General features: G+C 65.2%; 25 protein-coding genes. 13 read left to right on the top strand and 12 right to left on the bottom strand.

From position 1 onward, the window contains the following. Positions 1-50: 50 nt before the first annotated feature. The 9 genes from NK214_RS08450 to NK214_RS08410 all read right to left on the bottom strand — a co-directional run bounded on the left by NK214_RS08450 (position 51) and on the right by NK214_RS08410 (position 8,250). The gene (locus NK214_RS08450) at positions 51-359 is read right to left on the bottom strand and encodes a c-type cytochrome (RefSeq protein WP_107800710.1); all 309 of its coding nucleotides are present in this window, start codon (positions 357-359) and stop codon (positions 51-53) included. Between the two features lie 50 nt (positions 360-409). Beyond that, entirely contained in the window at positions 410-2,098 is a 1,689-nt protein-coding gene (locus tag NK214_RS08445) for a nitrite reductase (RefSeq protein ID WP_305883550.1), read from the bottom strand. A gap of 78 nt (positions 2,099-2,176) precedes the next feature. Further along, positions 2,177-2,389, bottom strand: a complete 213-nt coding sequence (locus tag NK214_RS08440; protein ID WP_107800712.1) for a DUF3079 domain-containing protein — start codon at positions 2,387-2,389, stop codon at positions 2,177-2,179. A gap of 390 nt (positions 2,390-2,779) precedes the next feature. Next, positions 2,780-4,609 carry a nitric oxide reductase activation protein NorD gene (locus tag NK214_RS08435; RefSeq protein WP_253314225.1) on the bottom strand — a complete coding sequence of 610 codons (1,830 nt, stop codon included), beginning with the start codon at positions 4,607-4,609 and terminating at the stop codon, positions 2,780-2,782. A gap of 5 nt (positions 4,610-4,614) precedes the next feature. Next, positions 4,615-5,418 carry a CbbQ/NirQ/NorQ/GpvN family protein gene (locus tag NK214_RS08430; RefSeq protein WP_253314224.1) on the bottom strand — a complete coding sequence of 268 codons (804 nt, stop codon included), beginning with the start codon at positions 5,416-5,418 and terminating at the stop codon, positions 4,615-4,617. Between the two features lie 10 nt (positions 5,419-5,428). After that, a complete protein-coding gene (locus NK214_RS08425) occupies positions 5,429-5,683 on the bottom strand; it encodes a cytochrome C oxidase subunit IV family protein (protein ID WP_048414063.1) in 255 nt (84 codons plus the stop codon). 64 nt (positions 5,684-5,747) lie between these two features. After that, positions 5,748-6,323, bottom strand: a complete 576-nt coding sequence (locus NK214_RS08420; RefSeq protein WP_253314223.1) for a cytochrome c oxidase subunit 3 — start codon at positions 6,321-6,323, stop codon at positions 5,748-5,750. Between the two features lie 40 nt (positions 6,324-6,363). Further along, a complete protein-coding gene (locus NK214_RS08415; protein WP_227105255.1) occupies positions 6,364-7,791 on the bottom strand; it encodes a cbb3-type cytochrome c oxidase subunit I in 1,428 nt (475 codons plus the stop codon). 33 nt (positions 7,792-7,824) lie between these two features. Further along, entirely contained in the window at positions 7,825-8,250 is a 426-nt protein-coding gene (locus tag NK214_RS08410; protein WP_043590012.1) for a cytochrome c, read from the bottom strand. Positions 8,251-8,406: 156 nt separating this feature from the next. Here NK214_RS08410 and cobA point away from each other — a divergent pair, with 156 nt between their 5' ends. From cobA to NK214_RS08390, 4 genes are read left to right on the top strand one after another with little or no spacing between them, the layout of a single operon-like run. Beyond that, complete coding sequence (cobA, locus tag NK214_RS08405; RefSeq protein WP_227105256.1) at positions 8,407-9,303, top strand: uroporphyrinogen-III C-methyltransferase; 897 nt, start codon at positions 8,407-8,409, stop codon at positions 9,301-9,303. Then, on the top strand, positions 9,300-9,728 hold the full coding sequence (locus NK214_RS08400; RefSeq protein WP_253314222.1) for a hemerythrin domain-containing protein: 429 nt from the start codon (positions 9,300-9,302) through the stop codon (positions 9,726-9,728). The genes cobA and NK214_RS08400 overlap by 4 nt, the downstream gene beginning before the upstream one ends. Further along, the gene (locus NK214_RS08395) at positions 9,725-9,934 is read left to right on the top strand and encodes a DUF2249 domain-containing protein (RefSeq protein ID WP_253314221.1); all 210 of its coding nucleotides are present in this window, start codon (positions 9,725-9,727) and stop codon (positions 9,932-9,934) included. The genes NK214_RS08400 and NK214_RS08395 overlap by 4 nt, the downstream gene beginning before the upstream one ends. After that, positions 9,934-11,196: a hypothetical protein gene (locus NK214_RS08390; protein ID WP_253314220.1), complete on the top strand. Its 1,263-nt coding sequence runs from the start codon at positions 9,934-9,936 to the stop codon at positions 11,194-11,196. Before NK214_RS08395 ends, NK214_RS08390 begins: the two co-directional genes overlap by 1 nt. Before the next feature lie 266 nt (positions 11,197-11,462). Here the strand turns inward: NK214_RS08390 and NK214_RS08385 are convergent, their stop codons facing one another. Continuing rightward, positions 11,463-11,819 carry an NADH-quinone oxidoreductase subunit A gene (locus tag NK214_RS08385; protein ID WP_019103334.1) on the bottom strand — a complete coding sequence of 119 codons (357 nt, stop codon included), beginning with the start codon at positions 11,817-11,819 and terminating at the stop codon, positions 11,463-11,465. 396 nt (positions 11,820-12,215) lie between these two features. Here NK214_RS08385 and gdhA point away from each other — a divergent pair, with 396 nt between their 5' ends. Continuing rightward, the gene (gdhA, locus tag NK214_RS08380; RefSeq protein ID WP_227105258.1) at positions 12,216-13,556 is read left to right on the top strand and encodes an NADP-specific glutamate dehydrogenase; all 1,341 of its coding nucleotides are present in this window, start codon (positions 12,216-12,218) and stop codon (positions 13,554-13,556) included. A gap of 206 nt (positions 13,557-13,762) precedes the next feature. Here the strand turns inward: gdhA and NK214_RS08375 are convergent, their stop codons facing one another. After that, the gene (locus tag NK214_RS08375) at positions 13,763-16,126 is read right to left on the bottom strand and encodes a penicillin-binding protein 1A (protein ID WP_107800721.1); all 2,364 of its coding nucleotides are present in this window, start codon (positions 16,124-16,126) and stop codon (positions 13,763-13,765) included. A 190-nt stretch (positions 16,127-16,316) separates the two neighbouring features. Here NK214_RS08375 and NK214_RS08370 point away from each other — a divergent pair, with 190 nt between their 5' ends. The 8 genes from NK214_RS08370 to NK214_RS08335 all read left to right on the top strand — a co-directional run bounded on the left by NK214_RS08370 (position 16,317) and on the right by NK214_RS08335 (position 23,497). After that, positions 16,317-17,354 carry a pilus assembly protein PilM gene (locus NK214_RS08370; RefSeq protein WP_227105261.1) on the top strand — a complete coding sequence of 346 codons (1,038 nt, stop codon included), beginning with the start codon at positions 16,317-16,319 and terminating at the stop codon, positions 17,352-17,354. Further along, a complete protein-coding gene (locus NK214_RS08365; protein WP_107800723.1) occupies positions 17,354-17,941 on the top strand; it encodes a PilN domain-containing protein in 588 nt (195 codons plus the stop codon). Before NK214_RS08370 ends, NK214_RS08365 begins: the two co-directional genes overlap by 1 nt. Then, positions 17,938-18,552 (top strand): type 4a pilus biogenesis protein PilO, encoded by a 615-nt coding sequence (locus NK214_RS08360; protein ID WP_253314219.1) that lies wholly within the window; start codon positions 17,938-17,940, stop codon positions 18,550-18,552. The genes NK214_RS08365 and NK214_RS08360 overlap by 4 nt, the downstream gene beginning before the upstream one ends. Positions 18,553-18,564: 12 nt before the next feature. Next, positions 18,565-19,083, top strand: a complete 519-nt coding sequence (locus NK214_RS08355; RefSeq protein WP_107800725.1) for a pilus assembly protein PilP — start codon at positions 18,565-18,567, stop codon at positions 19,081-19,083. Further along, positions 19,080-21,203 (top strand): type IV pilus secretin PilQ, encoded by a 2,124-nt coding sequence (gene pilQ / locus NK214_RS08350; RefSeq protein WP_253314218.1) that lies wholly within the window; start codon positions 19,080-19,082, stop codon positions 21,201-21,203. The genes NK214_RS08355 and pilQ overlap by 4 nt, the downstream gene beginning before the upstream one ends. Before the next feature lie 70 nt (positions 21,204-21,273). Further along, positions 21,274-21,834 (top strand): shikimate kinase AroK, encoded by a 561-nt coding sequence (aroK, locus tag NK214_RS08345; RefSeq protein WP_227105266.1) that lies wholly within the window; start codon positions 21,274-21,276, stop codon positions 21,832-21,834. Positions 21,835-21,836: 2 nt separating this feature from the next. Beyond that, complete coding sequence (aroB, locus tag NK214_RS08340) at positions 21,837-22,916, top strand: 3-dehydroquinate synthase (RefSeq protein ID WP_253314217.1); 1,080 nt, start codon at positions 21,837-21,839, stop codon at positions 22,914-22,916. 197 nt (positions 22,917-23,113) lie between these two features. Next, positions 23,114-23,497, top strand: a complete 384-nt coding sequence (locus NK214_RS08335; protein WP_227105271.1) for a FimV family protein — start codon at positions 23,114-23,116, stop codon at positions 23,495-23,497. Positions 23,498-23,597: 100 nt separating this feature from the next. Here the strand turns inward: NK214_RS08335 and msbA are convergent, their stop codons facing one another. Further along, complete coding sequence (msbA, locus tag NK214_RS08330) at positions 23,598-25,358, bottom strand: lipid A export permease/ATP-binding protein MsbA (RefSeq protein WP_253314216.1); 1,761 nt, start codon at positions 25,356-25,358, stop codon at positions 23,598-23,600. Between the last annotated feature and the right edge of the window lie 39 nt (positions 25,359-25,397).

The raw sequence follows: 25,397 nt of genomic DNA, 5'->3' as shown, positions 1-25,397 counted from the left end.
GGCGACGGCGGCGCCGCAGAGCAGCAGCAAGGCCGCCGCCGCGCCGCGGATCAGCGGTTCAGGATCCATTGCACCATGGCCTTGAGTTCGGCGTCCGGCACTTGCGGGTTGGGCGACATCGGCACCGGGCCGAAGCTGCCGGAGCCGCCCTTTTTCACCTTGTCCATCAGCTTGACGGCGGCGTCCTGCCCCTTGTACTTGGCGGCCACCTGTTGGTAGGACGGCCCCACCAGCTTGGCGTCCAGCGCGTGGCAGGCCAGGCAGTTGTGCTGCTTGAGCAGCGCTTCCGGCGCGGCGGCCGCGGCCGGCAGCGCGTGCAGCGCCAGGGCGGCGCAGGCCAGGATCAGGCTTGTTTTCATTGCGTTCTCCTCCGCCCGCCGGGGCTGGCCCGGCAGGCGTGCTGGCGGGGTCAGTAGATGTCGTGCTGGGTGTTGTAGACGTTGAATTTGCCGGTGGGGGTGACCAGGCGCGGGTCCTTGATCACGGCCTTGAGCTTGCGGGTTTTGTCGTCCACCACCACGATGGCGGATTGCTTGTCCTTGGCGCTCCAGACCGAGAACCAGACTTCATCGCCGGCCTTGTTGAACTCCGGCTGCAACACGCGTTTGGCGCCGTCGCTCAGGCCGGACCATTCGCCTATCGGCAGCATGGAGAAGCCCTTGTCCAGGTGCTTGATGTCGAACACCGCCACGCTCTGGCTGAGCTTGGCGTCCGGGTTGAACACGGTGTCCACCCACAGATTGGCGGATTGCGGATGGGTCTTGATGAAGAGCGAGCCGCCGCCCTGCCCTTTGAGCGTGCGCACCACTTTCCAGGCCTGGGCCTTGTGTTTTTCCGGATCGGTGCCCACCAGGCTGATGCTGTCGTCGCCCAGGTGGCTGGTGGCCCAGACCGGCCCGTATTGCGGATCGGTGAAGTTGGCGCCGCGGCCGGGGTGCGGGGTTTTGCCCACGTCCACCAGCGCCGCCAGCTTGTCCAGCTTGGTGTCCACCACCGCCACTTTATTGGAGGCGTTGGCGGCCACCATGAAGTAGCGGCCGCTGGCGTCGAAGCCGCCGTCGTGCAGGAATTTGGCGGCGTCTATGGTGGTGGTCTTGAGGTTGGCCAGGTCCGAGTAGTCCACCATCATGATCTTGCCGGTTTCCTTGGCGTTGACCACGAACTCCGGCTTGTAATGGCTGGCCACGATGGAGGCCACGCGCGGTTCCGGGTGGTATTCGTTGTCCACCGTCATGCCGCGGGTGCCGACGATTTTCAGCGGCTTGAGGCTGGCCCCGTCCATGATCACGTATTGCGGCGGCCAGTAAGCGCCGGCCACGGCCAGCTTGTCGTCGTAGCCGCGGTATTTGGAGGTTTCCACCGAGCGCGCTTCCAGGCCGATGCGGATTTCCGCCACGCTGTCCGGCTTGGCCATCCACAGGTCCACCAGATTGATCTTGCCGTCGCGGCCGATCACGTACAGATAGCGGCCGGATTTGGACAGCCGGGAGATGTGCACGGCGTAGCCGGTCTTGATCACGCTGACGATCTGTTTGCTGTGGCCGTCGATCAGCGCGATTTCGCCGGCGTCGCGCAGGGTGACGGAGAACAGGTTGGAGATGTCCAGCTGGTTTTCCTTGCGCCGCGGACGCTTGTCCACCGGCACTTGCACTTTCCAGGTGGCCAGCATGTCCTGCATGCCGAATTCCGGCGGGGTGGGCGGCTCTTGCTGCACATAGCGCGCCATCAAGTCCACTTGCTGGTCGTTGAACTCGCCGGAGGTGCCCCAGTTGGGCATGCCGGCCGGGGAGCCGTATTTGATGAAGGTTTTCAGGTATTCAGTGCCGCGCGCCAGGGTGATGTCCGGCGTCAGCGCCTTGCCGGTGGCGCCTTTGCGCAGCACGCCGTGACAGCCGGCGCAGCGTTCGAAGTAGATTTGCTTGCCGCGGGTGAATTCCGCCTCGGTCATCGGCGGGGCTTTGGCGTTGGCGTTCTGGTGCATCGCCTCGCCGGCGGGCGGGGCGGCGGTGTCCGCCCAGACGGGGGCCGCGGCCAGCGGCAACAGGGCGAGCAAGACGCTCTTGGTGAACAGGGACTGCTTCGGAGACTTAAACTTCATGGCGTGCGCTCCAGCGTTAGGAATAACCCTTTTGCGAGCATGATCATCCCGGACGCATATGGACAGCCTTGATTCGAATCAACGCTTGCCGGAGCCGTCCTGTCCCGTGACCGGGGAATCCTCCAGGCCCCAGTCGCCGTATTGATACCAGTCGTCGCCCAGCACTTCCGCCGGATGCTGGGTACGGCTGGAGCCGTTGCCGCATTGCAGGGAGTGGGCGGGGCAATAGAGGTCGCAGCCCCAGCAGATGCGTTCGGGGTGGGCGGGGTGCAGCGGGAATTTTTTGGCCATGGAACTCCTTGATTACTTGTTCAACTATGCCAGTTCGCCACTTTTAGGACTTTGCGTGTCATCAACGAAGCAAGCCGGTATGCGACGCTACCCCCGCTCCCTTCAAGCCTGCCGTCGGGTGGCAGGCCCGAGGTTTTAAGCGGCTGCCTGTTCGAGCAGCGCGACGTTAGCGCGCTGCGAGTTCAGCCGCGCCTCGGGCCTGACGGGACCCGGCGGGAAGCCGTAGGCCAGGCTTGCAGGGCAGCCTTTGGGGGACTACGTGCGAATCTTTGATTCGCTCAGTGATAGGGGAATTTGGCCGCGCAAATTCCCCTTCCTGCCCGCCGGGCAGCCCCGGCAATGAAAATCATCATCCGCGCAGCGGATACAAAAAGTTGATTCGCCCCAATCTCACGTCGTCAGACTGGCATACAGCCTGGTCAACGCCTGCGGCAACCTCTCCGCCTGCCTCACCAGCGCATAACCATTGCGGCCGAACAAATGCGGCAGGTAGTCGCCCGCCTCGCGGTCTATGGTCACGCAGAACGGCGTCAGGCCGGCGCGGCGGGCTTCCAGCACCGCCTGGCGCGTGTCTTCTATGCCGTAGCGGCCTTCGTAGTGGTCCAGATCGTTGGGCTTGCCGTCCGAGATCAGCAACAACAAACGGCGCTGCGCCGGCCGCTCGCTCAGGATGCGGCTGCACTGGCGGATGGCCGCGCCCATGCGGGTGTAGTAGCCGGGCCGGATGGCGAGGATGCGGCCGCGGGCGGCGTCGTCGTAACGGTCGGCAAAGTCTTTGAGGATCTGCAAGCGCACTTCCTGCCGCCGCAGCGAGGAAAAACCGTACAGGCCGAAGTCGTCGCCGCTGGCGGCCAGCGCTTCGGCAAACAGCAGCAGGCTGTCGCGGATCACGTCGATCACCCGGCCGGTTTCGCCCAGCCAGCTTTCGGTGGACAGCGACAGGTCGGCCAGGGTCAGGCAGGCCAGGCTGCGTTCGCCCGGCGGCCAGTCCTGGTACAGCGCCGGCTCGCTCAGCGCCGCGCCGCCGCGCCGTTCCGCAAGGAAGCGGATCAGCCGGTCCAGGTCGATGTCCGGCCCGGCGGTTTCGCCGCTGCGCCGGCGGCGCTCCGGCGCCAGCGCCTGGAATTGCCGCCGCAGCCGGCGCGCCAGTGGCTGCAAGCGTTCCGGCAACGGCGCCGGCGCGGCGTCGCGCGGCAGCATCGGCCGCAGCAGGCAGTGGTCCTCCTCCAAGCATTGCCGCTTCCAGTGCCATTCCGGCAGCTTGATGCCCGGCCCCAGCGGGGTGTCGTCGTAGGCGGCGGCCGGCAGGTCCAGATCGAAACGCAGCCGGCTGCCGCGGGTATGGGCGTCCTGGCCCAGGGTCAGCCGGTTCATGTCTTCGGCGGCGATTTCGCCGTTGCCGTCATCGTCGTCGTCGTTGTGGCGGTTGACCTTGACGTATTCGTCCCAGGTGAACAGGCTCTCGGCGCGGAACACCATCAGCATGCCGTTCTTGCGCTGGTCCTGTTCCATGCGCCGGGCGCGGTAGCGGCGGCGCTGGCGCTGGGCGTCCTTGCCGCCGCCGCGTTCGCCGTCGGCGTGGCGGCTGCCCTGCCCTTCGGCCTCCGTCAGCGGCGGTTCCGGGTGCAACCACAGCGGCACCGGCTGCGGCGGCCGGCTCAACGGCGGCAGCGTCACCGCCTGCTCCGGCCGGCTCAGCGCCGCCTGGATCGCGCGCTCCACCGCGGCTTCCGCCTGCGGCAGGTCGGAGGGCTTCGGCCGCTGCGCCAGCGCGGCCGCCGCCAGCCGGCGGTAAACGGCGGCCAGGCCCGGCATGTCCGCCAAGGCGCGCGCCGCGGCCAGGCGGTTGCGGCTCAGCCAGTCGCCGTCGTTGTCGGCGGCGTAGGCGGCCTGGGCCAGCAGCCAGAAGTAACAGTCGCGGTTGAGGGCCGCGCTGGGAAAACAATCGATGCGCTCGGGCAGGTAGAGCGCCTGGCTGTCCCGCCAGGCCAGCTCCATCCGCGCGCCGGTGCCGGCCAGCCGTTGCAGCCAGCCGCGGCGCGCGCCGTGTTCGGTGCCCACGGTGGTGCGCAGCGCCAGCGCCGGGTCGCCGCCCATGGCGCGGAAGAACAGCGGCGCTTGCGCCGTCACCTGCGCCAGCTCCGCCGCGTATTCCGGAAAGCCGCGCCGCGCCGCGCGCCGCGCCAGTTTGTCCCACCAGCCGCCGACAATGTCTTCCATGCCGTTCAGCCGGGGAATTGGGTCTGGATCACCGCCAGCAGCGCCGCCACGGTGTCGGCGTCGTCGCTCAGCGGTTCCGCCAGCGCGGTGCGGCAGGCTTGCCAGGGCGGCAGGCCGGCCTGGATCAGTTTGGCGGCGTACACCAGCAGCCGCGTGCTGGCGGCTTCTTCCAGGTCGTAGCCGGACAAGCGCCGCAGCTGACCGGCCAGCGTCACCAGTTGGCGCGCCAGCGCTTCGCCTATCCCGCTTTCCAGCATCAGCACGCCGATTTCCACTTCCGGCGGCGGAAAGTCGAAGCTCATGGCGACAAAACGCTGGCGAGTGCTGGGCTTCAGCGTTTTCAACACGTGTTGGTAGCCGGGGTTGTAGGACACCACCAGCATGAAGCCCGGCGGCGCTTGCAGCACTTCGCCGGTGCGTTCCACCGGCAGGATGCGGCGGTCGTCGGTCAGCGGGTGCAGCACCACGGTGGTGTCTTTGCGCGCTTCCACCACTTCGTCCAGATAGCAGATGCCGCCTATCCGCACCGCGCGGGTCAGCGGGCCGTCGCACCAGACGGTGGCGCCGTCGGCGATCAGGTGGCGGCCCACCAGATCGGCCGCGCTCAGGTCGTCGTGGCAGGAGACGGTGATCAACGGCAGGCTGAGCCGCGCCGCCATATGGGCGACGAAGCGGGTCTTGCCGCAGCCGGTGGGCCCCTTGATCAGCACCGGCAGTTGCTGGCGCCAGGCGGCTTCGAACAGCTCGCACTCGGCGCCTTGCGGCTGATAGAAGGGGACGGGGATAGTCAGGAGTTCAGGCGCGTTCATCGGCGTTCCTTCAGATAAAGCTGAGCAGCAGCGCGGCCGACACCAGCGCCAGCCAGCCCTGCACCAGCGCGCGCAGCCAGCGAGGCGCGTCGCGCAAGCCCATATAGCGCTCCACCAGCAACACGCCCTTGAGCCAGGCCAGGCCCAGCGCGATCAGCGCCAGATGCGGCGGCCGGCCGCCTTCGGCCAGCCAGGCGGCCAGCAGGGTCAGCCCGGACAACAACAGCCACAGACCGGTTTGCGCGAGAGGAGTGGGATGAGTCATGAGGGCATGATGCCGATGCGGCGCGGCGGCCGCCTTGATGCGAAATAAGGCTTTGCGCGGGCGTCTATCTCGCCACGTAGACCAGGGCGAACAACAGCAACCACACCAAATCCACCATATGCCAGTAGGCGGCGGCGGTTTCCACCTCGTCCATCGATCCCGGCTTGTAACGGCCGTCGCGGGCCAGCCGCCACACCGCCGCCACGATCACCATGCCCAACACCACATGCAGAAAGTGAAACACCGTCAACGACAGGTAGAACATCCAGAAGTCGTTGCTGGACATGGTAATCCCTTGCAAGGCCTTGCCCACCAGCTCATAGCCTTTCAAACCGAGAAAGCCGCCGCCGGCCAGCAGGGTCAGCGCCAGCCAGCGCCGCCCGGCGCGCTGCCGGTCGGCGGAGAAGGCGCTGAGCGCGGCCAGGACGGCGGCGCTGCCGGCCAGCAGCAACAGGGTATTGAGCGTGGGCAGGCCCAGCTCCAGTTCGCCCTGCCCTGCCGCGAACAACGCCGGCTGTTGCCGGCGGGCCCAGGCGTAGGCCAGGAAGAACACGCCGAACACCGCCAGCTCGGCCAGGATGAAACACCACATCGCCAGATCGCCCGGCACGCGGCGCTCCGGCGGCGCGCTCAGCTCCATGCCAAGGCCTCCCGCGTCGCCGTCCTTGCTTGAGCCACCCTCAATCCTCGCGCTTGCCGGTGACGAAGAAGCTGATCACATACAACACCAGCCCGCAGAAGAAGCTGATGCCGAACACCCAGCGCCCCCAGTAGATGGGCATGATCCGTTCCTGTGTTTCCATGAAGGACAGCGGCGTGGCGGACATGCGCTGCAACCACACCTGGACCGCGCCGGCGGCGGTCAGGCACAGAGTGATGGCCACGATGGACAGGGTCATCACCCAGAACGCGGTTTTTTCCACCTTCTGCGCCTGCGCGCAATTGGCCTCGCGGCCGCGCAGCAGCGGCATGGTGTAGGAGATCATGGTCAGCACCACCATCACGTAAGCGCCGTAGAAGGCCATGTGGCCGTGGGAGGCGGTTACCTGGGTGCCGTGGGTGTAGTAGTTGACCACCGACAGCGTGCCGATGAAGCCCCACACCCCGGCGCCGAGGAAGGACATCACCCCGGTGCCCAGCGCCCACAAGGTGGCGGCCTGGTTGGGGTGTTCGCGGCGGCGGCGTTTGACCATATTGAAGGCGAACAGGGTCATCATGAAGAAGGGCACCGGTTCCAGCGCGGAGAAGATGGAGCCCCACAGCTGCCAGTAGGCCGGCACGCCTATCCAGAAATAATGGTGGCCGGTGCCGATGATGCCGGTGATCAGGGTCATGGCGATGATCAGGTACAGCCATTTCTCGATCACCTCGCGGTCCACCCCGGTCACTTTCACCAGGACGAAGGCCAGCATCGCGCCCATGATCAGTTCCCACACGCCCTCCACCCACAGGTGCACCACCCACCACCAGTAGTACTTGTCCAGCACTAGGTTGTCCGGGTTGACGAAGGAGAACAGGAAGAACACGGCCAGGCCCCACAGGCCCAGCATCATCACGATGCTGATGCTGGTCTTGCGGCCGGCCAGCAGGGTCATGGACAGGTTGTAGAGGAAGGAAAGCGCCACCAGCACGATGCCCACCTTGGTGATCAGCGGCTGTTCCAGATAGCCGCGGCCCATGGTGGGCAGCAGATCGTTGCCGGTGAGCCGGGCCAGTTCATGGTAGGGCAGGCCCAGGTAGCCGAGTATGGTCAGCGCGCCGGCCACCAGGAACACCCAGAAGGTGATGATGGCCAGCCGTGGGCTGTGCAGTTCGCGCTCGCTCTCCTCCGGGATCAGGTAATAGCCGGCGCCCATGAAGCCGAACAGCAGCCAGACGATCAGCAGGTTGGTGTGCACCATGCGGGCGGTGCCGAAGGGCACGGCGGGAAACAGGAAATCGCCGATCACGTATTGCAGGCCGATGATCAGGCCAAACACGATCTGGCCGATGAACAGGCCGATGGCGGCGATGAAATAGGGTTTGGCCACGGCCTGCGAGCGGTAGCGCACCTGCGCGACGGCTGCGGTCGCGCCGCGCGGCGGCGTGGCCACGGTAGCGTTGCTCATTGTGTTCTCCAAAGATAAAGGGATGGGACGGGATCAGCCCTCGATATTGGGCGGCCAGTTATTGGTGTTGATCTGCGACGCGTATTTCAGGAAGGCCACCAGGTCGTCCAGCTCGGCCGGGTTCAGATGGAACTGCGGCATCTGGCGGCGGCCCGGCGCGTTGGTCGGCATCGCCTGCATCCAGCCCTTGATGAATTCCGGGCCGCGGCGCACGTAGACGTTGCCCAGCTCCGGCCCAAAGTAAGCGCCCTCGCCCAGCAAGGTGTGGCAGCCGCCGCAACTGCGCGTCTCCCAGATCTTCTTGCCGCGCACCGCCTGCTCGGTGAGCTGGGCCTTGGCGTTATGGCTGGGCAGGGCCAGGGTGGTGTCCAGGGTCAGCCCCAGGAACAACAGGAAAAAGAAAACCGAGCCGCCGTAAAAAATATTGCGGGCGGTCGATTTGGTGAAGCTCGCGCTCATCATGTCCTCCTCGAATGCTTGCACCGCCGGCGCGGTACTCGGGCCGAACTGTACGGATTCGGGCATCCCGGGAGCATTGATTCGAATCAACGATTTCCGGCCGTCCGCCTTCCTACACTGGCGCCATCCGTCATCGCCAACCGCAAGGAGGCCGCCATGATCCGCCCCGTCACCCCTCTTCCCCGCGCCGGACTGAGCGCCGCCGCCCCGCCCTTTCCGCCCGGCAGCGTCGCGCTCTTGGGCGCCGGCCCCGGCTGCGCCGATCTGCTCACCGTGCGCGCCGCGCAGCGCCTGGCCCAGGCCGACGCGGTGCTGTACGACCACCTGATAGACGCCGAGATCCTGCAATTGGCGCCGCCCTCGGCCCGGCGCGTCTGCGTCGGCAAGCGCGCCAGCCGCCACACCTTGCCGCAGGCCGAAATCAACCAGTTGATGATCGCGCTGGCGCGCCAGGGCCTGCGCGTGGCGCGGCTGAAGGGCGGCGATCCCTTCATGTTCGGCCGCGGCGGCGAGGAGATGCGCGCGCTGCTGGCCGCCGGCATCCGCTGCGAGGCGGTGCCGGGCGTCAGCGCGGCGCTGGGCGCGGCGGCCAGCCTGGCGCTGCCACTGACCCACCGCGACTACGCCCAGGGCTGCCGCTTCGTCACCGGCCACCGCCGCGAAGGCGCGTCGGCGCTGGCCTGGACCGCGGACAGCGGGCCGGACGAAACCGTGGTGGTCTATATGGGCTTGGGCGAGGCCGCCCATATCGCCGAGCAGTTGCTGAGCCACGGCCGCGCGCCGGACACGCCGGTGGCCATCGTCGAGCAGGCCTGTATGCCGGGCGAGCGCTGCGTCTGCGGCCGCTTGTCCGAGCTGGGCCGGCTGGCGGAGCAATACCGGCTGCGCGCGCCGGCGCTGTTGATCATAGGCGGCGTGGTGCGTCTGCATCAGGAGCTGGCGGCGCTGCGCGCGGCGCTGGGCCATGGTTTGGGATTCCTTGATCCCGGTCATTCTGCCGCCCCCGCCGCCGCGGCCATACTGCGCGCTCCATCCCACGAGTACACGCCATGAGCGCCATCGACACCCTTGTTGAGCAACACCGCGCCTGCGACGCGCGCTTCGCCGATTGCGAAACCGCGGCCCGCGCGCAGGACTGGGCCTTGGCCCTGAGCCATTTCCAGGCTTTCCGCCGGGAGATGGAAGCGCATTTCGCCGTTGAAGAAGACGCGCTGTTCCCGGCTTTCGAAGCCGCCAGCGGCAGCAGCATGGGGCCGACCCGCATCATGCGCATGGAGCATCAGGACATGCGGGATTTGCTGGAGGACATGGACGAGGCGCTGGCCGCGCAGCATCTGCAAGCTTTCCTGGGCCTGAACGACACCCTGCTCATCCTGATGCAGCAACACAATATGAAGGAAGAAAACGTGCTCTACCCCATGTGCGCGCAAGCGCTGCCGGAAATGGCGGAGTTGATTGTGGAGGGCGCGCAGCCATGACCCCGCAAGACCTGCGCCACCTGGCGCCGCCCGAACCTATGGAAATCATCCTGGACGCCGCCGAACAGATGCAGCCCGGCGACAGCCTCGCCTGGGTGCTGCCCCACCATCCCACCCCGCTGCTGCCCATGTTGGAAAAAGCCGGCCTGCGTTATCGCTTTGAACTGTCGGGGGACGGCGGCGTCGTGCTGATTCTGAGTCGGTGATGAGCCAGGCCTGGCTGGACTACCAACAGGCCCCGCCTCTGTGGCTGCCGCTGGCCCATATGCTGGCCGCGCCCTGCTGGCTGCTGGCGACGGCGGCCTTGTTGGCGGCGCTGCCGGACGGCGCGCCCTCGCGCTTTCTGCCCGAGGTGCTGGCGCTGACCCACGCGCTGGCGCTGGGCGTGCTGGGCAATGCGATGCTGGGGTCCCTGTGGCAGTTGTTGGCGGTGACGGCGGGGATGCCGATTCCGCATCCGCGCCGGCTGCTGCTGGCTTGTTTTCTGCCCTTGCAGGCCGGCTGCGCGCTTCTGGTGGCCGGTTTCCAGCTGGGTCTGTCGCCGCTGTGGCTGCAGGCGGGCGCCGCGCTGCTGACGCCGGCCTTGCTGACGCCGGCGCTGTTCGGCCTGCGCGGCTTGCTGCGCAGCCCGGCGCGGGACGCCGGCAGCCGGGGCCTGCGGCTGGCGCTGTGCGCGCTGGCCGTCGCCGCCTGTCTTGGCGCGGCCCTGGTCTTGTTGCTGGGCGGCCGCGTCGCGCTGCCCTTGGGTCCCTTGCTGGACAACCATGTGCTGTGGGCGGCGCTGGGTTGGTTGTGGCTGCTGGTGCTGTCGGTGGCGCGCACGGTGATCCCAATGTTTCTGGTCACGCCGCCGCCGGCGACGGGGCGGCTGCCGCGGGAGACCTTGTTGTTCGGCCTGCTATGCCTGAGCGGCGTCGCGCTGATCTGGGACGCGCCCGCCGTCGTCTCCGGCCTGCTGACCGCCTTGGCGCTGTTCGTGCTGTGGCAGGGCCTGCGGCAATTGGACGCGCTGCGGCGCAGCCAGCGCCGCGCCGACCCCCTGCGCCGCGGCTGGCGGGCCAGCCTGATCTGGATGACGGCGGCCGCGCCCTGCGCGCTCGCCGCGCGCCTGCTGCCGCTGTCGGAAGCGCCGCCCATGCTGGCCGGCTGGCTCTGGCTGGGCGGCTTCGGCCTGGGCGCGGTGCTTTCCATGCAGGGCAAGATCCTGCCCTTCCTCGCCTGGCTGGACCTGAAACAGCGCGGCCTGCCCAGGCGGCAATTGCCGGCCACCCATGAATTGCTGGGCGAGGCCTCCCACCGCCGGCTGCTGGGCCTGCACGGCGTCTGGGTCGGCTGCGGCCTGGCCTGGATCGTCGGCGGCTATCGCCTGCCGCTGTTCGCCGCCGCGCTGGGACTGGGGCTTTACTGGGCCTGGCTGGCGGCGGCCTTGTTGCGTCGCTATCTCGCCGGCCGGCGCGCCTTGGCCTGAGAACCTGTTTACGATCTGCTGCGCGTCGGCGATACGGCGTTGAAAACAGTTTCGAAATGCTCATGTACCACGCGTACATTCCGCTTTCTCAGCCGTTTTCGCCTTGTCTCGCCTTAGCTCGCGAGATCGTAAACAAGCTCTGAGAGCCTGTTCAAAGTCTGCCGCGCTTCGGCGATACGGCGTTGAACAGGTTCCGGAGCCGCGCCCCAAAAACAAACCCGCGCCGGCAAAGCGGGCGCGGGTGAGGGCGATGGCTCAGCCTATCGTCAGTCCCACTGCAAAGCGCCCTTCTTCCATTCATAGATGAAGCCGACGACCAGCACGCCCAGGAACACCGCCATCGCGCCCAGGCCGAAGCCGCCCAGCTCCTTCAGCGTCACCGCCCAGGGAATCATGAAAGCGACTTCCAGATCGAAGAGGATGAACAGGATGGCCACCAGGTAGTAGCGGACGTCGAAGCGCATGCGCGCGTCTTCGAAGGCCTCGAAGCCGCACTCGTACGGCGACAGCTTTTCCGGATCCGGCCGGTTTGGCCCCAGCAACTTGCCCATCAGCAGCGGCACCACGCCCACCAGCAGTCCGACGACGATGAATAACAGGATGGGAAAGTAATTCTGCAGCATGGGGCCTACTCCTCCGGATGGTTTGGAAAATGAGATAGACCTCCGCCAAGCGCCAAGTTTGCACCTTGAGGGAAATATACCGTTGGAAAGCGGGCTGTCATGACGACCAGGCGCGGGAGGCGCTTGCGCGGATATCGGTTACACTGGCCTTTCCCGCCCGCCCGGCCACCCCGAACGGCGCGGCTCCCGGCCCCGCCTCCGATCGGACGCTCCCGCCTTCGCCGCCATGCGGCAACCTGCCCGCTACCCGCGGCCAGGCAAACATACCGCCGCTTCGCCGGACACCTCGCTCACAACTCATATCAAGCTTCGGCGCTGCGGACCGCTCTTTACCCGACCCATGACAACACAGGGCCGCCGACGCCTGCGCGGCCCGCCAGACCAAAGGTCTTGTCCATGCATCATGCTCTGCAAACTTTATTGGACCGGGTCCGCCTGCGCGACCCGGAACAGTTCGAATTCCATCAGGCGGCGGCGGAAGTGCTGCACAGCCTGGACGATTTCCTCAGCCGCCATCCGCACCACTTCGACCATGGCCTGCTGGAACGGCTGCTGGAGCCGGAGCGCGTCATTCTGTTCCGCGTGTCCTGGGTGGACGATCACGGCCGCGTCCAGGTCAACCGCGGCTACCGGGTGCAGATGAACAGCGCGCTGGGGCCGTACAAGGGCGGTCTGCGCTTCCATCCCTCGGTGACGCTGGGCACGCTGAAATTCCTGGCTTTCGAACAAACCTTCAAGAACGCCTTGACCGGCCTGCCGCTGGGCGGCGCCAAGGGCGGCGCGGACTTCGACCCCAAGGGCAAGAGCGAGGGCGAGGTGATGCGTTTTTGCCAGGCTTTCGCCAGCGAGCTGTTCCGCCACATCGGCGCCGAGACCGATGTGCCGGCCGGCGACATCGGCGTCGGCGCGCGCGAGATCGGCTATCTGTTTGGGCAGCACAAGCGGCTGAGCAATCAGTTTTCCGGCGTTTTCACCGGCAAAGGCCCCAGCTACGGCGGCAGCCTGATGCGGCCGGAGGCCACCGGCTACGGCTTGGCGTATTTCGTTGAACGCATGCTGGCCACGCGCGGGCAGGCGCTGGCCGGCAAACGCGCAGCCTTGTCCGGCTCCGGCAACGTCGCGCTGTACGCGGCGGAAAAGCTGCTGGCGCTGGGCGTCCGGGTGGTCAGCTTGTCGGATTCGGAAGGCGCGCTCAGCCTGCCGGACGGCCTGAGCCCGGACTTGCTGGCGGCCTTGATCGAGCATAAGCATCAGCGCCGCGGCCGGCTGGCCGCCTTCGCCGCCGACCACGGCCTGGACTTTCTCGTGGGGCAGCGGCCATGGGGTCTGCGCTGCGACATCGCCCTGCCCTGCGCCACGCAAAACGAGCTGGACGCCGACGACGCGGAGGCCTTGCTGGCCAATGGCTGCTGCTGCGTGGCGGAAGGCGCCAATATGCCTTGCACCGCCCAGGCGGCGCAGCGCTTCCAGCGGGCCGGCGCGCTGTACGCGCCCGGCAAGGCCTCCAACGCCGGCGGCGTGGCGGTGTCCGGCCTGGAAATGAGCCAGAACGCCACCCACCTGCCCTGGAGCGCTCAGGAGGTGGACGCCCGGCTGCGCCGGATCATGGAGGAGATTCACGAGGCCTGCGTGCGGCATGGCGGCCAGCCGGACGGCGCGGTCGACTACGCCCGCGGCGCCAATGTGGCGGCCTTCGGCAAGGTGGCCGCGGCGATGCTGGCGCAAGGCGTGATCTGAGCCGACGCCAAGAAAAAGCCCCGCCGGAAGGCGGGGCTATGCAGCGTTGAATGGAACACGTTTTTAGAACCTGTTTACGATCTGCTGCGCGTCGGCGATACGGCGTTGAAACCATCTTCGAAATGCTCATGTACCACGTGTACATTCCGCTTTCTCAGCCGTTTTCGCCTTGTCTCGCCTTAGCTCGCGAGATCGTAAATACGTTCTTAGAACAGCTGGTCTTTGACGTTCTCCACCGCATCCTGAGCAGCCGGCTTGTCCGGCGTCTCGCTGGCGCCGCCGCTGGCGTCGCCGCCTGCGCCCGGCACCGCGCCGTGGTTGTCCACTTTCAGCTCCGGATTGGTCTTCTGGAACTCTTCGTAGTAGTACTCGTCGCCGCCGCGCTGGCCGGCGCCGGCCTTGACCACGAGGCCTTCCGGCACCGGCATGTCCACTTCCGGCTGGCCCTTGAGCGCGTTGGCCATGTAATTGATCCATACCGGCAGCGCCGCGGTGCCGCCGTAGCCGTAACGGCCCAGCGAGCGCGGCTGATCGAAGCCCACCCAGGCGGCGGCCACCAGATTGGGGTTGTAGCCAACGAACCAGGCGTCCTTCCAATCCGAGGTGGTGCCGGTCTTGCCGGCCAGATCGGTGCGGCCCAGGCTCATCGCACGGTAGCCGGTGCCGTAGCGCACCACGTCCTTGAGCATGGAGCTCATGATGAAGGCGTTGCGCGGGTCTATCGCCTGCGGCGCGTTCTGACCGGCGACGGTGGGCACGGTCTTCGCCAGCACGCGTCCGGACTGGTCTTCGATGCGGTCGATGAAATAGCCTTTGCTGCGGTAACCGCCGTTGGCGAACACCGAGTAGCCCTCCACCATTTGTAGCGGCGTCACCGCGCCGGCGCCCAGCGCCATGGTTAGATAGGCCGGATGCTGCTTGGCGGCGAAGCCGAAACGCTGGATGTACTGCTGGGCGTAATCGGTGCCGGTGGCCATCAGCACCCGCACCGACACCAGGTTTTTGGACTGGGTCAGGCCGGTGCGCATGGTGATCATGCCGGCGAATTTGCCGTTGTCGTTCTTGGGCTCCCAGCGCTGACCGTCCGCGCCCACCACAGACAGCGGCGCGTCGTTGATCATCGTAGACGGCGTCAGGCCGCGTTCGATGCCGGCGGAATAGATGAAGGGCTTGAAGGTGGAACCGGGCTGACGCCAGGCCTGGGTCACATGGTTGAAGCTGCGACGGTTGAAGTCGAAGCCGCCCACCAGCGCGCGGATCGCGCCGCTGCGGGTGTCCATGGACACGAAGGCGCCTTCCACTTCCGGCATCTGCACGATTTCCCAATAGCCTTTTTCATGCGCGCGGATGCGGATCACCGAACCGCGGCGGATCTGCTGCGCGGCGCTGACCTTGCCGCCCAGCGCGCGGCGCGCGAAATCCAGGCCGTTGCCCTTGATCACCGCCACCTTGCCGCCGCGCATATAGGCGCGCACTTCCGACGGACTGGCGGACAGCACGATAGCCGGCAGCATGTCGCCGCTGTCGCGCAGTTCGCTGATGGCGTCGTCCAGCGCTTCGGTCTGCTGCTCGCCTTCGACGCCGGACAGTTCCACCGTGCTTTCCGGGCCGCGATAGCCCATTTTGCGGTCGTAATCCACCAGGCCGGCGCGCAGGGCGTCGTACGCCCATTTCTGATGACGGCTGTCCAGGGTGGTGTAGACCTTGAAGCCTTCGGTATACGCCGATTCGCGGTAGCGCTCGTACATCGCCTGGCGCACCATTTCCGCCACATACTGCGCCGGCTGGCTGCTGCTGTCGGCGCTCTGGCTGGCCAGCTTCATCGGCTCGGCCAAGGCGGCGTCGTATTGCTCCTGGGTGATGAAATTAAGCTCGCGCATCCGGCGCAACACGTATTGCTGACGCAGACGGGCGCGGTCCGGATTGACGATGGGGTTGTAGGCGGACGGGGCCTTGGGCAGGCCGGCCAGCATCGCCATTTCCGCCACGGACAGATCCGCCAGCGGCTTGCCGTAATAGGCCTGGGCCGCGGCGGAGAAGCCGTAGGCGCGCTGGCCCAGATAGATCTGGTTGAAGTACAGCTCCAGGATCTGGTCCTTGCTCAACGTGTGTTCGATCTTGAAGGCCAGCAGCGCTTCGTTGAACTTGCGGGTAAAGGTTTTCTCGCTGGACAGGAAGAAGTTCTTGGCCACCTGCATGGTGATGGTGCTGGCGCCGGAACGGGCGTGTCCGGACACCAGATTGCCGACCGCGGCGCGCACCACGCCGACGTAATCGACGCCGCTGTGCTGGTAGAAACGTTCGTCTTCGGCCGCCATCACCGCCTGTTTCATCAGCTGCGGCACTTCGTGGATGCGGGAGAAGGAACGACGCTCTTCGCCGAATTCGCCTATCAGTTGATTGTCGGCGGAATATACGCGAAGGGGAATTTTCGGACGATAGTCCGTCAGTACATCAAGACTCGGCAAGCGCGGGTAGGTTATGATGATTGCAATGGCGCCTGCGCCAGCAACCAATACGGCTCCACCTAGAAACAGACCTGCAAGTATTGCAAGGATTCGTCTTAGCATATTTACAATGGGCTTTCACTGGAAACCGGATTATAACGTCTTGTGAAAGCACGCAAGACAAACAATGGCAGCGACAGGCCAAAAAACTGTCGCATAGGACCAATCGAGGCACCTGATGCTCATCGACAAACTCAAAGCCGCCCCTCCCTGGCTAGAACAACTTGGATTGGCTAAGGCTAAAAATGTTCCAATGTTGGGACTGGATATCAGCAGCACCGCCGTCAAACTGGTGGAGCTTTCACGCTCGGGGAAAAACTGCCAGGTCGAACGCTATGTGATCGAAGCCTTGCCCAAGGACGCGATCAGCGACGGCAATCTGGTGGATATCGAGGGCATCGCGGAAACCCTGCGCCGCGCCTGGAAACGGCTGGGCAGCCCCACCCGCCACGTCGCCATCGCCATCCCCACGGCGATGGCGATTTACAAGAAGCTGCTGGTGCCGGTCAGCCAGACCGACAACCTGGCGGAATTGATCGAATCCGAAGCCAATCAGAGCATTCCCTTCCCGCTGGAAGAGGTGAATCTGGACCATCAGGTGCTGGGACCGGCGCCGTCCAGCATCGACGATCTGGAAGTGCTGCTCTGCGCCGCCCGCAAAGAGAAGGTGGAGGAGCGCGTGGCTGTGGTGGAGATGGCCGGCCTGCGCGCCCAGGTGGTGGACGTCGAATCCTTCGCCATGATGACGGCCTTCGAGCAGGTCGAACAGCAATTGCCGGAACAGGGCATGAACCAGACCTTCGCCCTGTTCGACATCGGCGCCACCCGCATCCACTGCAACGTCATCCGCAACAACCAGCAAGTCTATTATCGCGAACAAGTGTTCGGCGGCCAGCAACTGACGCGCGACATCCAGCGCCGCTACGGCATCAGCTATGAAGAGGCGGAAAGCGGCAAACGCGGGATGAGCCTGCCGGACGGCTATGAATCCGAACTGATGCATCCCTTCGTCGACTCTCTGGCCCAGGAGATACAGCGCGCGCTGCAGTTCTTCTACACCACGGTCAGCGTGTCGCAATACCTGCGTGTCGACTACATCCTGCTGGCCGGCGGCTGCAGCATGCTGCCGGGCCTGGACGACGCGGTGGCCGGCCGCACCCAGATCAGCACCATGATCGCCAACCCGTTCAGCACCATGGTGCAGTCCAGCCACATCCGCCTCAAGGAATTGCTGATGGACGCGCCGGCCTTGCTGGTGGCCTGCGGCCTGGCCATGCGGAGGTTCGACTGATGATACGCATCAACCTCCTCCCCCACCGCGAACAGAAAAAAGCCGCGCACCGGCTGCGCTTCCAGGTGATGCTGGGCCTGACGCTGGTGGCTTCGCTGGCCCTGGTGGTACTCAGCTATCTGATCATCGGCGGCCGCCTGTCCCATCAGCAGCAGCGCAATGATTTCCTGCAGGGTGAAATCGCCAAGCTGGACAACCAGATCAAGAATATCGGCACCTTGAAGAAGCAGCGCGACGATCTGCTGTCGCGCAAACAGCTGGTGGAACGGCTGGAACAGGGCCGCAACGAAGGCGTGCACGTCTTCGACCAACTGGTGCGCCAAACCCCGGACGGCGTCTATCTGAGAAGCTTCAAGCAGGCCGGCAACCAGTTCACGCTGTCCGGCTACGCCTTGTCCGGCGCGCGGGTCTCCAACTATATGCGCAGCCTGGCCCAATCCAACGTCTTTGACGCGCCGGTGCTGGTCGAAGTGAAGGCCTCCAACATCAACGGCCAGCGCGCCAACGAATTCACCCTGAACTGCAGCCTGCGCGAAGCCGCCCCGCCCAAAGCCGGCAAGCCCGCCTCACCCGGAGCCAAGCCATGACGCTGGACGAATTGCGCTCGCTGGACCCCAAGGACATCACCAACTGGCCGTTGCAAGGCCAGGCCATCGCGCTGGCGCTGCTGGTCGCCTGTTTCGTCGGCCTCGGTTATTTCTTCGTGCTCAGCGAGGAACTGGACCGCCTCAACGCCGCCAAGCAACAGGAAGAGCAGCTCAAGCAGACTTATGTCGACAAGAAGCGCCAGGCGGTCAACCTGGACGCGCTGCAACAGCAGTTGAAGGAAATCGACGCCTCCTTCGGCGCCCTGCTCAAGCAGCTGCCGACCAAGTCGAACATGGACACGCTGTTGACCGAGATCAACCAGGCCGGCATCGGCCGCGGGCTACAGTTCGAGCTGTTCCGGCCCAACCCGGAAATCAAGACGGCCGAGATGGCGGAAGTGCCGATCACCATCCGCCTGACCGGCAGCTATAACGACTTGGCAGCCTTCGTCAGCGATGTGGCGCAGCTGTCCCGCATCGTCACCATAGCCGACATCAGCCTGACGCCGGACGCCAAGGGCGCGCGCCTGACCATGGACGCCACCGCCAAGACTTTCCGCGCGCTGGAGCCAGAGGAGCGGACCGCGCAGGCGGCCCCTCCCAATAAGTGAGCCGCACAGCCCATGACAAGAACTCTCGCTTGCCTACTGCCCTTGCTGCTTGCCGCCTGCGGCAGCGGCGACACCGACGATCTGCGCCAGTGGATGCAAACCAGCACCCAGGGCTTGCGCGGCCAGATCGAACCGCTGCCCCAGGCGCAGTCCTACCAGCCGTTCGCCTACCAGGCCTTCGACCTGCTCGACCCCTTCAACGCGCAGAAGCTCGCCGCGGCCAAGAATCAGAACCTGGCGAACGCGCCGGATATGAAACGGCCGCGCGAGGCGCTGGAAAACTACGATCTGGACAAGTTGAAGATTGTCGGCGTCATCCGCCGCGGCGGCGCCAACTACGGCCTGGTGCGCACGCCCGAAGGCTCGATTTACCGCGTTCAGGCCGGCAATTTCGTCGGCCCCAATTTCGGCCAGATCAAGAAAGTCGGCGACACGGACATCCAGTTGACTGAGACCGTGGAAGATTTGAACGGAGAATGGGTGCAGCGCAACACCAGCATGTACCTGGACGAACAAGGGCAAAACAAATGAGCAAGCACTCCATCAAACTGTTGTCGGGGCTGGGCCTGTCCCTGCTGTTCGGTTTCGCCTACGCCGGTCCGGCGATCACCGCGATCCAGCTGGCCAACGGCGACGGCGACCAGCAGGTGCTGCAGGTCAGCTTTGACGGCCCCGCCGTCCAGCCCAACAGCTTCGCCATCGCCAACCCGCCGCGCATCGCCTTCGACTTCGCCGGCGCCAGCATCAAGCTGGCCAAGCCGCAGCAGGACTTCGGCGGCCCGCTGGTCAAATCCGCGGTGGCGGTGGAGGCCAACGGCCGCTCCCGGCTGGTGCTGAGCCTGAGCCGCAACGCGCTGTACAGCAGCAGCGTATCCGGCAACACGCTGCGGGTTACGCTGAACCCGAATCTCGGCAGCGCCGCCCAGGCCGCCACGCCGGTGGAGCGCCCCGCCGCCAGCGCGCAAAGTGCCACGCGCCCAAGCCCGGTCCAGATCGCCGGCGCCCAGCCGCTGGCGCTGGACTTCCGCCGCGGCAAGAACGGCGAAGGCCGGGTGGAGATCAAACTGCCGTCCGCCAACACCCCGGTCGACATCCGCCGCGAAGGCAAGCAATTGCTGGTGGACGTGCTGGGCACTCAGCTGGACAGGCAGAACCAGCGCCGGCTGGACGTTGCCGACTTCGGCACCCCGGTATCCAAGATCGACGCCCGCAACCAGGGCGGCAACAGCCGCATCCAGATTCAGCCGCAGGGAGACTGGGACTTCTCCTCCTACCAGACCGACGGGCAGCTGGTCGTTGAAATCCGCCGACCGGCGCCGGAGTCCGCGGCCAGCGCCGACGCCAACCAGAAACCGCAGTACAAGGGCGACAAGCTGTCGCTGAACTTCCAGAACATCGAAGTGCGCACCGTCCTGCAGGTGATCGCCGAATTCACCGGCCTCAATATCGTCACCAGCGATTCCGTCAACGGCAATATCACGCTGCGGCTGAAAGACGTGCCCTGGGACCAGGCGCTGGACCTGATCCTGCAGACCAAGGGCCTGGACCAGCGCCGCGCCGGCAACATCATCCAGATCGCGCCGCGCGAAGAACTGCTGGCACGCGACAAGCAGGTGCAGGAGGCCAGGCAGCAACTGGCCACGCTGGAGCCGGTGCGCTCGGAAACCTTCGTGCTGCGCTACCGCTCGGCGGAGGACTTCAAGAAGGTGCTGGACGGCACGAACACCACGGGTAAGAAGGAAAGCATCCTGACCGAGCGCGGCAGCGCGCTGATCGATCCCAAGACCAATACCCTGATCATCAACGACACCGGCAGCACCATAGACAAGATCCGCGACATCATCGGCAAGACCGATGTGCCGGTGAAACAGGTGCTGATCGAGGCGCGCATCGTCGAGGCCACCGACAACTGGAGCCGCAACCTAGGCGTTAAGCTGTCTTTCGACCGCGTCGGTAGCACCGGCATCATTTCCGGCGGCGGCTTGACCAACGCCATCACCAACGCCAATGGCCGCCTAGGCATCGTGGGTAATGCCACTCAAGCACCCTATGTCATTTCCCCCGGCGTCAACTTGCCTATCCCAAATCCGGCAGGCTCACTGACCGCGCTCTATAGCGTGGGCAAATCCGCCATCATCGGCCTGGAATTGCAGGCGCTGCAGACCGAGAACAAAGGCCGGGTGATTTCCAGCCCGCGCATCATGACCGCGGACCGGCAGGAAGCCACCATCGAGCAGGGTACCGAGATTCCCTACCAAGAAGCCTCGTCCAGCGGCGCCACCGCCACCTCGTTCAAGAAGGCGGTGCTCAGCCTGAACGTCAAGCCGCAGATCACGCCGGACAATCACGTGATGCTGGACATCAAGGTGAACAAGGACAGCGTCAGCCCCACCTTAAGCGTGGGCGGCACCCCGGCCTTAGACACCAAGAAGGTCAACACCCAGGTACTGGTGGAGAACGGCGGCACGGTGGTGATCGGCGGCATCTACCAGCAGCAGATCAGCGATGTCGTCAACAAAGTACCGCTGCTCGGCGACATTCCCATCTTGGGCGCGCTGTTCCGCAGCTCGCAAAAGTACGATAACCGCACTGAATTGCTGGTCTTCATCACGCCGCGCGTGGTGGAAGACCTGAGCGGCAATAATCAATAAAACCCCCGGCTGCGCAGCGCCCCCGGCGCTGCTGCAACGCCGAAAGACAGCGCGGCCAAGCTCGGCTACAATGCCTGCCATGGAGAAACCGGCAGGCAATTTTTTTCTGGTCGGCTTGATGGGCGCGGGCAAGACCACGGTAGGCCGAGCTTTGGCGCGGCGCACCGACAAAACCTTTTACGACTCTGACCACGAGATTGAGGCCAGGACCGGCGTACGCGTCGCGACCATCTTCGATATCGAAGGCGAGTTGCGCTTCCGCGACCGGGAAACCTCGGTCATCGCCGACCTCGCCCGCCTGGACAACATCGTGCTGGCCACCGGCGGCGGCGCCATCATCCGTCCGCAAAACCGCGCCTGCCTGGCGGCGCACGGCACCGTCATCTATCTGCGCGCCACGATAGACGATTTGCTGGCCCGCACTCTACACGACAAGAACCGTCCCCTGCTGCAGATCGCCGACCCCAGGGCCAAGCTGGAAAGCCTGTTCCAGGAGCGAGACCCCTTATATCGCGAGGTGGCCGACATCGTCGTCGACACCACGCAGCAGAATGTCAGCCTGCTGGTTGCCCGCCTGATGGAGCAATTGGCCGGCCTCCCCCCCAAACACCGTCCCGAACAAGGAAGCTGATTGTGATTACCCTCGACCTGATCCTGCCCGACACCCGTTACCCGATTCACATTGGCCGGGACTTGCTGGAACAGGTCGAGTTGCTGCTTCCCCATCTGCCCCTGCCCAAGGTCGCCATCGTCAGCAACGAGACGGTGGCGCCGCTGTATCTGGCCCGGCTGCAACAGGCGCTGGCCAAACACCGGATTGACTCCTTCAGCGTCGTCTTGCCGGATGGCGAGCGGCACAAGGACTGGAACACGCTCAACCTGATTTTCGACGCGCTGCTGTCGCGCAACGCCGAACGCAAAACCACCCTGATCGCGCTGGGCGGCGGCGTCATCGGCGACATGACCGGCTTCGCCGCCGCCTGCTATCAACGCGGCGCGCCCTTCATCCAGATCCCCACCACCTTGCTGGCACAGGTCGACTCCTCGGTCGGCGGCAAGACCGCGATCAACCATCCGCAGGGCAAGAACATGATAGGCGCGTTCTACCAGCCCAAGGCGGTGATCGCCGATATGTCGCTGTTGGATACGCTGCCGGAACGCGAGCTGTCCGCCGGCCTCGCCGAGGTGATCAAGTACGGCCTGCTGGGCGACGCCGCCTTCCTCGGCTGGCTGGAGGACAATATGCCGCGCCTGCGCGCGCGCGATCCCAACGCGCTGCAGCACGCGGTCAAGCGCAGCTGCGAGATGAAGGCGGACATCGTCGGCCAGGATGAAAAAGAGCACGGCGTGCGCGCGCTGCTCAACCTGGGCCACACCTTCGGCCACGCCATCGAGGCCGGCCTGGGCTACGGCGTCTGGCTGCATGGCGAAGCCATAGGCGCCGGCATGGTGCTGGCCGCCGCCGCGTCCGCCGAATTAGGCTGGCTGTCCGCCGCCGACGTCGAACGCGTGCGCAGCCTGGTGGCCGCCGCCGGCCTGCCGGTCAAGAGCCCGCAGATGCCGCTGGCGCGCTGGCTGGAGCTGATGAGCCACGACAAGAAGGTGGAAGCCGGCACCATCCGGTTCGTGCTATTGCAACAACTGGGCCAAGCCGCTATTCAGGCCGGCCTGCCCTCTGCGATACTCGAGAAAATACTGAACAATAATAGTTAGCGTTCAAACGGCATCGGTACAGATTCAATAAGGATTTCTACGGATTGCCGCTTGCGCCGCTTCATCAGAATAATGAATCTACTGGAGATGGAGAAGGCCGGCAGGGACACCCCGCGCAAAGCTTGAAGCCAGAGCGCACAATGTCGGGGAGCCGCCGGCGAGGCCAAGTCGTTGCAAAGCGGAAGGGGAGAAGCCACATGGTAGCGTTGAGCGCGTTTGCCGCCAGTTTTGGACTGATGGCGGGATATTACGCCCTGCGATTCTTATGGAAGAAAGTACGTTACACCAAGCCGTGCCAACGCGGCATCGATCCGGTGGGCGAGGCGGAGGTTTTTCTCGCCTACGGCCGCACCCGCGACGCGGTGCGGGTGCTGAAAGATTCGCTGCGAGACAATCCGGACGATCTGCCGGCCAAGGTCACCTTGTTGCGGGCCTATTCCAGCGAATGCAATCGCGAAGCCTATTGCTCGCTGGCGCGCGACGTTCAATCCCAAGTGCAAGGCCAGCCGGTCTGGCACACCATTCAGGAAAACGGTCGTCGGCTGGCGCCGCAAGATCCGCTGTTCGAAATCAAACTCTGACGTCTTAGCTTGCGGGTCGTAAACGCGTTCTGAGTCCTCGATTCAGTCAAGCCGGCCATGGCTTCCGCCCTGGCCGGCTTGATTTCGTCGCAGCGTCCGCTCAATCCGCGGCGGCGTCCTCGTCCTTGAACTGCAGGCTGTGCAGCTTGGCGTAGAGCCCGTCGCGCGCGAGCAACTGCGCGTGCGAGCCCTCTTCGGCGATCTCGCCCTGATGCATCACCACGATGCGGTCGGCGTTCTCTATCGTCGACAGCCGATGGGCGATCACAATGGTGGTGCGGTTCTTCATCAGATTTTCCAGCGCGCTCTGCACCAGCCGCTCGGACTGGGTGTCCAGCGCCGAAGTCGCCTCGTCCAGAATCAGCAAGGGCGCGTTCTTCAACAAAGCGCGGGCAATCGCCAGCCGCTGACGCTGTCCGCCGGACAGACGCACGCCGTTTTCGCCGATCAGGGTGTCGAACCCTTCCGGCATCGCCTCGATGAACTCCAGCGCATTGGCCGCGCGCGCGGCCTCCTCCACCGCCTCGCGACTGAACGAGGCTTCGCCGTAGGCGATATTGGCCGCCACGCTGTCGTTGAACAGCACCACGTCCTGGCTGACCATGGCGATATGCCGGCGTAGATCGCTCAAGGGCATGTCCTGCAGGCGCACATCGTCCAGACGGATCTCGCCGCCGTCCGGATCGTAAAACCGCGGAATCAAGCTGACCAAGGTGGTTTTGCCGCTGCCGGACGAGCCCACCAGGGCGACGGTCTCGCCGGGATGGACCTGCAGATTGATGTCGCGCAGCACCTGCCGCTCCGCCGTCGGATAGCGGAAGTTCACTCCCGAGAGCTGCAGCTTGCCGCGCGTGCGCGGCAAGGCGGTGCGGCCGTGATCGGGCTCTTCCGGCAGATCGAGAAAATCGAAGACCGACTCCGCCGCCGCCAAGCCGCGTTGCATCGCCTGGGCAATGCCGGTGATGCGCTTGACCGGCGCGAACAACAACATCATCGCGGTCAGAAAGGACATGAAATCGCCGGCGGTGAAAGCGCCGCTCTGGGCGCGCATCGTGGCGAAATACAGGATGGCGGCCAGCGCGCAGGCAATCATCAACTGCGTGATGCCGGTGTTGGCGGACGTGGCTGCGCTCTGCTTGACCGCGTTGCGGCGGATGGCCGCCGCCGCCTGCTGAAAACGCTCACTCTCGCGCGCTTCGCCGCCATAGACCTTGATCACGCGCTGACAGCTGATGCCCTCGCCCAGCACCTGGGTCAACATGGCCATATTCTGCTGGTTCTCGCGCGATAGATTGCGCAGGCGCTTGCCCACCACCCGCATGCACAGGGACACAATCGGCAGCACCAGCAAGCAGATCAAGGTCAGTTGCCAGTCTATATACAGCAGCCAGGCCAGCAGGCTGACCGCGGTGACGCCGTCCTTGACCGTGACCGTGATCACGCTGAAGCCGGCTTCGGTCACCTGGTTGACGTCGTAGGAAATCCGCGACACCAGACGGCCGGACTGGTTGTCGGCATAGTATTGCACCGGCAGACGCAGCATCTTGGCGAACATCTGTTCGCGCAGCGTCTGTACCAAGTGGCCGGTCAACCAGCTGGAGGTGTATTCATTGATAAAGCTGGTGACGCCGCGCACCGCGAACACGCCGATGATGGCCAAGGGCACCCAGGCGATCGCATGCGGATCACGGTTGACGAAACCGCTGTCGATCAAGGGCTTCATCAGGCGGGCGAAGGCCGGCTCGGTCAAGGCCGCCACCGTCATCGACACCAGCGAGATCAGGAAGACCTTCCAGTAGCGGCCCAAATATCCCAGCAAACGGCGATAAATCGCCCAGTTGCTTTGCAAAGAATTCTTCATTCGTTCCTATCATCCAACGCCCGCGTCCGCGGGCGGTCA

Source organism: Chromobacterium sp. S0633, assembly GCF_024158805.1.
GTDB lineage: Bacteria > Pseudomonadota > Gammaproteobacteria > Burkholderiales > Chromobacteriaceae > Chromobacterium.
Note: the sequence above shows the minus strand (reverse complement) of the source record. Positions and strands in the feature narration are given on the sequence as shown.

Excerpts from the sequence above, each read along its gene's own strand:
- NK214_RS08450 (WP_107800710.1), bottom strand. The coding sequence starts at position 359 with ATGAAAACAAGCCTGATCCTGGCCTGCGCCGCCCTGGCGCTGCACGCG.
- NK214_RS08445 (WP_305883550.1), bottom strand. The coding sequence starts at position 2,098 with ATGAAGTTTAAGTCTCCGAAGCAGTCCCTGTTCACCAAGAGCGTCTTG.
- NK214_RS08440 (WP_107800712.1), bottom strand. The coding sequence starts at position 2,389 with ATGGCCAAAAAATTCCCGCTGCACCCCGCCCACCCCGAACGCATCTGC.
- NK214_RS08435 (WP_253314225.1), bottom strand. The coding sequence starts at position 4,609 with ATGGAAGACATTGTCGGCGGCTGGTGGGACAAACTGGCGCGGCGCGCG.
- NK214_RS08430 (WP_253314224.1), bottom strand. The coding sequence starts at position 5,418 with ATGAACGCGCCTGAACTCCTGACTATCCCCGTCCCCTTCTATCAGCCG.
- NK214_RS08425 (WP_048414063.1), bottom strand. The coding sequence starts at position 5,683 with ATGACTCATCCCACTCCTCTCGCGCAAACCGGTCTGTGGCTGTTGTTG.
- NK214_RS08420 (WP_253314223.1), bottom strand. The coding sequence starts at position 6,323 with ATGGAGCTGAGCGCGCCGCCGGAGCGCCGCGTGCCGGGCGATCTGGCG.
- NK214_RS08415 (WP_227105255.1), bottom strand. The coding sequence starts at position 7,791 with ATGAGCAACGCTACCGTGGCCACGCCGCCGCGCGGCGCGACCGCAGCC.
- NK214_RS08410 (WP_043590012.1), bottom strand. The coding sequence starts at position 8,250 with ATGAGCGCGAGCTTCACCAAATCGACCGCCCGCAATATTTTTTACGGC.
- cobA (WP_227105256.1), top strand. The coding sequence starts at position 8,407 with ATGATCCGCCCCGTCACCCCTCTTCCCCGCGCCGGACTGAGCGCCGCC.
- NK214_RS08400 (WP_253314222.1), top strand. The coding sequence starts at position 9,300 with ATGAGCGCCATCGACACCCTTGTTGAGCAACACCGCGCCTGCGACGCG.
- NK214_RS08395 (WP_253314221.1), top strand. The coding sequence starts at position 9,725 with ATGACCCCGCAAGACCTGCGCCACCTGGCGCCGCCCGAACCTATGGAA.
- NK214_RS08390 (WP_253314220.1), top strand. The coding sequence starts at position 9,934 with ATGAGCCAGGCCTGGCTGGACTACCAACAGGCCCCGCCTCTGTGGCTG.
- NK214_RS08385 (WP_019103334.1), bottom strand. The coding sequence starts at position 11,819 with ATGCTGCAGAATTACTTTCCCATCCTGTTATTCATCGTCGTCGGACTG.
- gdhA (WP_227105258.1), top strand. The coding sequence starts at position 12,216 with ATGCATCATGCTCTGCAAACTTTATTGGACCGGGTCCGCCTGCGCGAC.
- NK214_RS08375 (WP_107800721.1), bottom strand. The coding sequence starts at position 16,126 with ATGCTAAGACGAATCCTTGCAATACTTGCAGGTCTGTTTCTAGGTGGA.
- NK214_RS08370 (WP_227105261.1), top strand. The coding sequence starts at position 16,317 with ATGTTGGGACTGGATATCAGCAGCACCGCCGTCAAACTGGTGGAGCTT.
- NK214_RS08365 (WP_107800723.1), top strand. The coding sequence starts at position 17,354 with ATGATACGCATCAACCTCCTCCCCCACCGCGAACAGAAAAAAGCCGCG.
- NK214_RS08360 (WP_253314219.1), top strand. The coding sequence starts at position 17,938 with ATGACGCTGGACGAATTGCGCTCGCTGGACCCCAAGGACATCACCAAC.
- NK214_RS08355 (WP_107800725.1), top strand. The coding sequence starts at position 18,565 with ATGACAAGAACTCTCGCTTGCCTACTGCCCTTGCTGCTTGCCGCCTGC.
- pilQ (WP_253314218.1), top strand. The coding sequence starts at position 19,080 with ATGAGCAAGCACTCCATCAAACTGTTGTCGGGGCTGGGCCTGTCCCTG.
- aroK (WP_227105266.1), top strand. The coding sequence starts at position 21,274 with ATGCCTGCCATGGAGAAACCGGCAGGCAATTTTTTTCTGGTCGGCTTG.
- NK214_RS08335 (WP_227105271.1), top strand. The coding sequence starts at position 23,114 with ATGGTAGCGTTGAGCGCGTTTGCCGCCAGTTTTGGACTGATGGCGGGA.
- msbA (WP_253314216.1), bottom strand. The coding sequence starts at position 25,358 with ATGAAGAATTCTTTGCAAAGCAACTGGGCGATTTATCGCCGTTTGCTG.